Genomic DNA, 4,496 nt, shown 5'->3' with positions numbered 1-4,496 from the left:
CTGCTGCTCGCGAACAAGGAGTCGCTGGTCCTCGCCGGCGAGCTGCTGATGGGCGCCGCGCGCGGCGCCGGGGCCCTGGTGGTGCCGATCGACAGCGAGCACAACGCCATCTTCCAGTGCCTGCACGGCCGCTGCGGCCCGGGCCAAAGCGTGGACGCCGGCGCCCGCAAGGCCAGGGCGACCGCCGGGCAGGCACTGGAAAATGGCGTTGTGCTCGGAATCGACCGGGATCAGGTCGCCGCCGCCCTCGCGCAGGGCCTGCAGCAGCAGTTCCCCACCCATGACGATGGATTCCTTGTTGGCAAGCAGCAGGCGCTTGCCCGCGCGGGCCGCGGCCAGGGTCGAGTCGAGGCCCGCCGCGCCAACGATGGCGGCGACGACGGTGTCGCAGAGCGGACCGGCCGCCGCGGCGGTCACCGCATCGGCACCGGAGGCAATCTCGCAGCGCACGCCGGCAGCCGCGAGCCGGCGGGCCAGGTCGGCTTCCATCGACGGATCGGCGACGATCGCCAGGTCGGGACGGAAGCGTTCACAGAGCTTCGCCAGCGCCTCCGTGCCGCGGTTCGCGACGAGGATGCTGGCGCGAAAACGGTCCGGATGCCGCGCGATGACATCGAGCGTGCTGGTGCCGATCGATCCAGTGGCGCCCAGGACCCCAACCTGGCGGATGGCCATGGCTTACAGGCCCAGCAGGAGCTTGCCGGCCGCGAAGACCGGCAGGGCGGCGAAGACGCTGTCGAGGCGGTCGAGGAGACCGCCGTGGCCGGGGAACAGGCTTCCCGAATCCTTGACCGACGCATGGCGCTTCATGAGGCTCTCGAACCGGTCGCCCACGCCGGCTACCGCGACGGTGAGGAAGCCCAGGATCACCAGCCCGATGAGCTGGCCGCCCGTCTGGACGCCAAGCATCAGGCCGCCAAGCAGCGCGACGAGGCCGCCGGCGACGACGGCGCCGTACACGCCCGCCCAGGTCTTGCCTGGGGAAATGCGGGGAGCGAGCTTGCGCCGGCCAAAGTAGCGGCCGCTGAAGTAGGCGCCCGTGTCGGCTGCCCACACGATGACCAGGGCGAGCAGCGTCCACCAGTGCCCGCGTTCGCTGGCATGGATATCGGTCGCGGCAGCCAGCGCCGGCACGATGACGAGCAGGCCGGCGCCGAGCTTCAGCATGCGGTTCTCGCTGTTGGGCGCCGCGGCGAACGTGAAGTGGCGAAGCCAGAAGCAGCAGGCGATCCACCAGGCCACGCCCGCGAAGGTCAGCGCGGCAAGCAGGCCCGGCGTGCGCACGAGCAGCAGCACCACGAAAACGGCTGCCGCGCCGGCGGCAACGGCGGCGCGGCTCGCCTGCGTACGGAACCCGGCCAGCTGCGCCCATTCCCAGGCGGCGCCGACGAAGACGATGGCGACCATCGCGGCAAAGAAGCCGGTGGGCGGCAGCAGGATGAGGGCGAGTACGACCGGAAGGAGGATCGCCGCGGTGATGATGCGTTGCTTCAGCATGGAGGTCCGGCGTTAGCCCGTGGCGACCTGTTCGCCGGTGCGGCCGTAACGGCGCTCACGGCGGGCGAAGTCATCCAGCGCCCCGGAAAGGCAGGCGTCGTCGACATCGGGCCACAGGGTGTCGGTGAAGTAGAGCTCGGCATAGGCGAGCTGCCAGAGCAGGAAGTTGCTTACCCGGCGCTCGCCACCCGTGCGGATGAAGAGATCGAGCGGCGGCTGGTCGGCGAGGCAGGTGTAGCCGTTGAGGCGCTGCTCGTCGAGTTCGGCCAGCGGGAATTCGCCGCGGGCCGCCGCTTCCGCCGCGAGGCGTGCCGCGTTGGCGATATCCCAACGGCCGCCGTAGTTCACGGCGACGTTCATGTTCAGCGCCGTGTTCGCCGCGGTGCGTTCCATGGCGCCCAGCATGCGCTTGCGCAGTTCGGGCGCGAACGCGTCCAGGTCACCCACGAAGCGCACGCGGACGCCGTTGCCATGCAGCTCGTCCACTTCGCGATCGATCGCCTTGAGGAACAGTTCCATGAGTGCGGATACCTCGCCCTCGGGGCGGGACCAGTTCTCGCTGGAGAAGGCGAACAGGGTGAGCGAGCCGACGCCGCGCTTCAGGCAGAACTCGACTGCCGAGCGCACGGCCTTCTGGCCGGCGTGGTGGCCGAACGTGCGCGGGCGCAGCCGTTGCTTCGCCCAACGGCCGTTGCCATCCATGACGATGGCGATGTGGCGTGGAACCCGGGCGTCGGGTTTTGCGGGCATGGGCGGGGAACGATGGCGCGTCAGAGCGCCATCAGTTCCTTTTCCTTCTCGGAGACGACTTCGTCGACGTTCTTGACGAACTTGTCGGTCAGCTTCTGGATGTCGTCATCCGCACGCTTCTTGTCGTCTTCCGTGATCGCCTTGTCCTTCAGCAGCTTGTCGACGTGCTGGATGGCGTCGCGGCGGACGTTGCGGATGGCGATCTTGGCCTGCTCACCTTCCTTGGCCACTGTTTTGGCGAGCTCCTTGCGGCGCTCCTCGGTCGGCGGCGGGAAGTTCAGGCGGATATCCATGCCCATGGTCGTCGGCGTGATGCCGAGGTCGGAAGCCATGATGGCCTTCTCGATCGGGCCGATCATGCTCTTGTCGAACGGCTTGACGGAGAGCGAGCGCGCATCCGGCGTGGTCACGTTGGCGACCTGGGACAGCGGGGTGTCCGTGCCGTAATAGGGCACCTTGATGTTCTCGAGGATCGACGGGTTGGCGCGACCGGTCCGGATGGACTTCAGGTCGTGCTTGAGCGAATCGATGCTCTTGCCCATGCGGGTCTCAGCATCTTTCTTGATGTCGTTGATCATGGGCGGTTTTCCGGTGGATCTGGTCAGCAGGCGAGTATAGCAGGGCGGCCAGAGGCCGGCTTAGCCGGCGTCTACGAGGGTGCCGACGGGCTCGCCGCGCATGATCTTCATGAGGTTGCCCGGCTGGGTCATGTCGTAGATGCGCAGCGGGAGCTTGTTCTCACGGCACAGGGCGATGGCGGCCGTGTCCATGACCTCGAGGCGGCGCTCGATGACCTGGTTGTAGCTGAGGTGTTCGTAGCGGGTGGCGTCGGGCACGCGCTTCGGGTCGGCGCTGTAGACGCCGTCGACCTTGGTGGCCTTGAGGAGCAGGTCGGCGCCGATTTCGACAGCGCGCAGGGCGGCGGCCGAGTCGGTGGTGAAGAAGGGGTTGCCGATGCCGGCGGCGAAGAGGGCGACGCGGCCCTTTTCGAGGTGGCGGATGGCGCGGCGGCGGATGAAGTCTTCGCAGACTTCGTTGATCTTGATGGCGCTCATGGTGCGGGCTTCACCGCCGAGCTTTTCGATGGCGTCCTGCATGGCGAGGGCGTTCATGACGGTGGCGAGCATGCCCATGTGGTCGCCGGTGACGCGGTCCATGCCGGAGGCGGCGAGGCCTGCGCCGCGGAAGATGTTGCCGCCGCCGATGACGACGCCTACCTGGACGCCGGCGTCGATGACTTCCAGGATCTCTTTGGCGAGGCGGCCGATGACCTTGGGGTCGATGCCGTAATCTTCGCTGCCCATCAGGGCTTCACCGGAGAGCTTGAGCAGGATGCGGCGGTGGTTCAGCGGGGTGCTCATGGGGTTCTCCAGTTTGTGTGGGGCAAAACGCGGGTAGTGTAGCGCGCCGCCTTTGTTACAGGTGCGTGAAAAAGTGTCGCTGTTCACCTCGGTGGCAACTTCACCGGCGGGGCTTTTGAATCGGTTCATTCGCTACGCGAATGCGTGGGCTCTCGATCAGGCTCGCCTTCGGCTTCGCGGTTGCTCGGCTTCGCCATCGCGCTAGCGCTCGGACGTCTCTGGAAAGAGCCCTTGGTGCCCACCCTCGCTGCTCAGACAGTCCGCGTCGGTCGAAAAGGTGTGCCCCGCCGGGGCAAATGAACTTATTGCCCTACGGGCGCGAACCGGCAGCCGGGCGGGGGTTTGAAACTCGCCATCCTGGCTCGATTTCAAACGAGCGGCCCTCCAGGGCCGCTCCCGCCGTCGGCGGCTGTCCCCGCCCGCCGGCCTCGCCTGCGGAACTCGCCTCGAGGGTGGCCACCAAGGGCTCTCGGACGCGCTGAGGGTGGTTGTTGGGCGAGCCTTGCCGTCGTAGGAGGCCACCCTGTGGCCGACAGCTTTCGCCTCGATCAACATGGTCCTGTGGTGCTTTCGCGAAAGATGTCGCGCGCGAGGGCGCTCCCACAAGGCCGTTGCAGCCCGGCTGTCATTCGCCTGTGGGAGCGCGCTTGCGCGCGATGGCCTACAGGGCGATGAAGCCGTGCCTCACCATCAAAGCGACCCCGGCTCTCCCACCACCCAACCCGATCGCGTCCGAGAGCCCTTGGTGCCCACCCTCGAGGCGAGTTCCGCAGGCGAGGCGGCTGGGCGGGAACAGCCCGTCAGGGGGCCGGCCATGGAGGGCCGGCCGTTTGAAATCGAGCCATGGATGGCGAGTTTCAAACCCCCGCCCGGCCGCCGGTTCGCGGC

At 67.8% G+C, this 4,496-nt stretch carries 4 protein-coding genes and 2 pseudogenes; 1 reads left to right on the top strand and 5 read right to left on the bottom strand.

The features are described from left to right. Positions 1-281, top strand: a pseudogene (locus ACTHLF_RS07850) (1-deoxy-D-xylulose-5-phosphate reductoisomerase); the annotation flags it as partial. A 52-nt stretch (positions 282-333) separates the two neighbouring features. On the opposite strand, the pseudogene ACTHLF_RS07845 reads toward ACTHLF_RS07850, so the two are convergent. From ACTHLF_RS07845 to pyrH, 5 genes and pseudogenes are all read right to left on the bottom strand, one after another. Further along, positions 334-675: pseudogene (locus ACTHLF_RS07845) on the bottom strand (1-deoxy-D-xylulose-5-phosphate reductoisomerase); the annotation flags it as partial. Between the two features lie 3 nt (positions 676-678). Continuing rightward, positions 679-1,497 carry a phosphatidate cytidylyltransferase gene (locus ACTHLF_RS07840; RefSeq protein ID WP_440326340.1) on the bottom strand — a complete coding sequence of 273 codons (819 nt, stop codon included), beginning with the start codon at positions 1,495-1,497 and terminating at the stop codon, positions 679-681. 12 nt (positions 1,498-1,509) lie between these two features. Continuing rightward, a complete protein-coding gene (gene uppS / locus ACTHLF_RS07835) occupies positions 1,510-2,247 on the bottom strand; it encodes a polyprenyl diphosphate synthase (RefSeq protein WP_440326338.1) in 738 nt (245 codons plus the stop codon). A gap of 20 nt (positions 2,248-2,267) precedes the next feature. Beyond that, a complete protein-coding gene (gene frr / locus ACTHLF_RS07830; protein WP_440326336.1) occupies positions 2,268-2,825 on the bottom strand; it encodes a ribosome recycling factor in 558 nt (185 codons plus the stop codon). Between the two features lie 60 nt (positions 2,826-2,885). Continuing rightward, the gene (gene pyrH, locus ACTHLF_RS07825; RefSeq protein WP_440326335.1) at positions 2,886-3,608 is read right to left on the bottom strand and encodes a UMP kinase; all 723 of its coding nucleotides are present in this window, start codon (positions 3,606-3,608) and stop codon (positions 2,886-2,888) included. Positions 3,609-4,496 lie beyond the last annotated feature (888 nt).

The organism is Luteibacter sp., assembly GCF_051958795.1.
Lineage (GTDB): Bacteria > Pseudomonadota > Gammaproteobacteria > Xanthomonadales > Rhodanobacteraceae > Luteibacter.
This window is presented reverse-complemented; position numbering and strand designations above follow the sequence as displayed.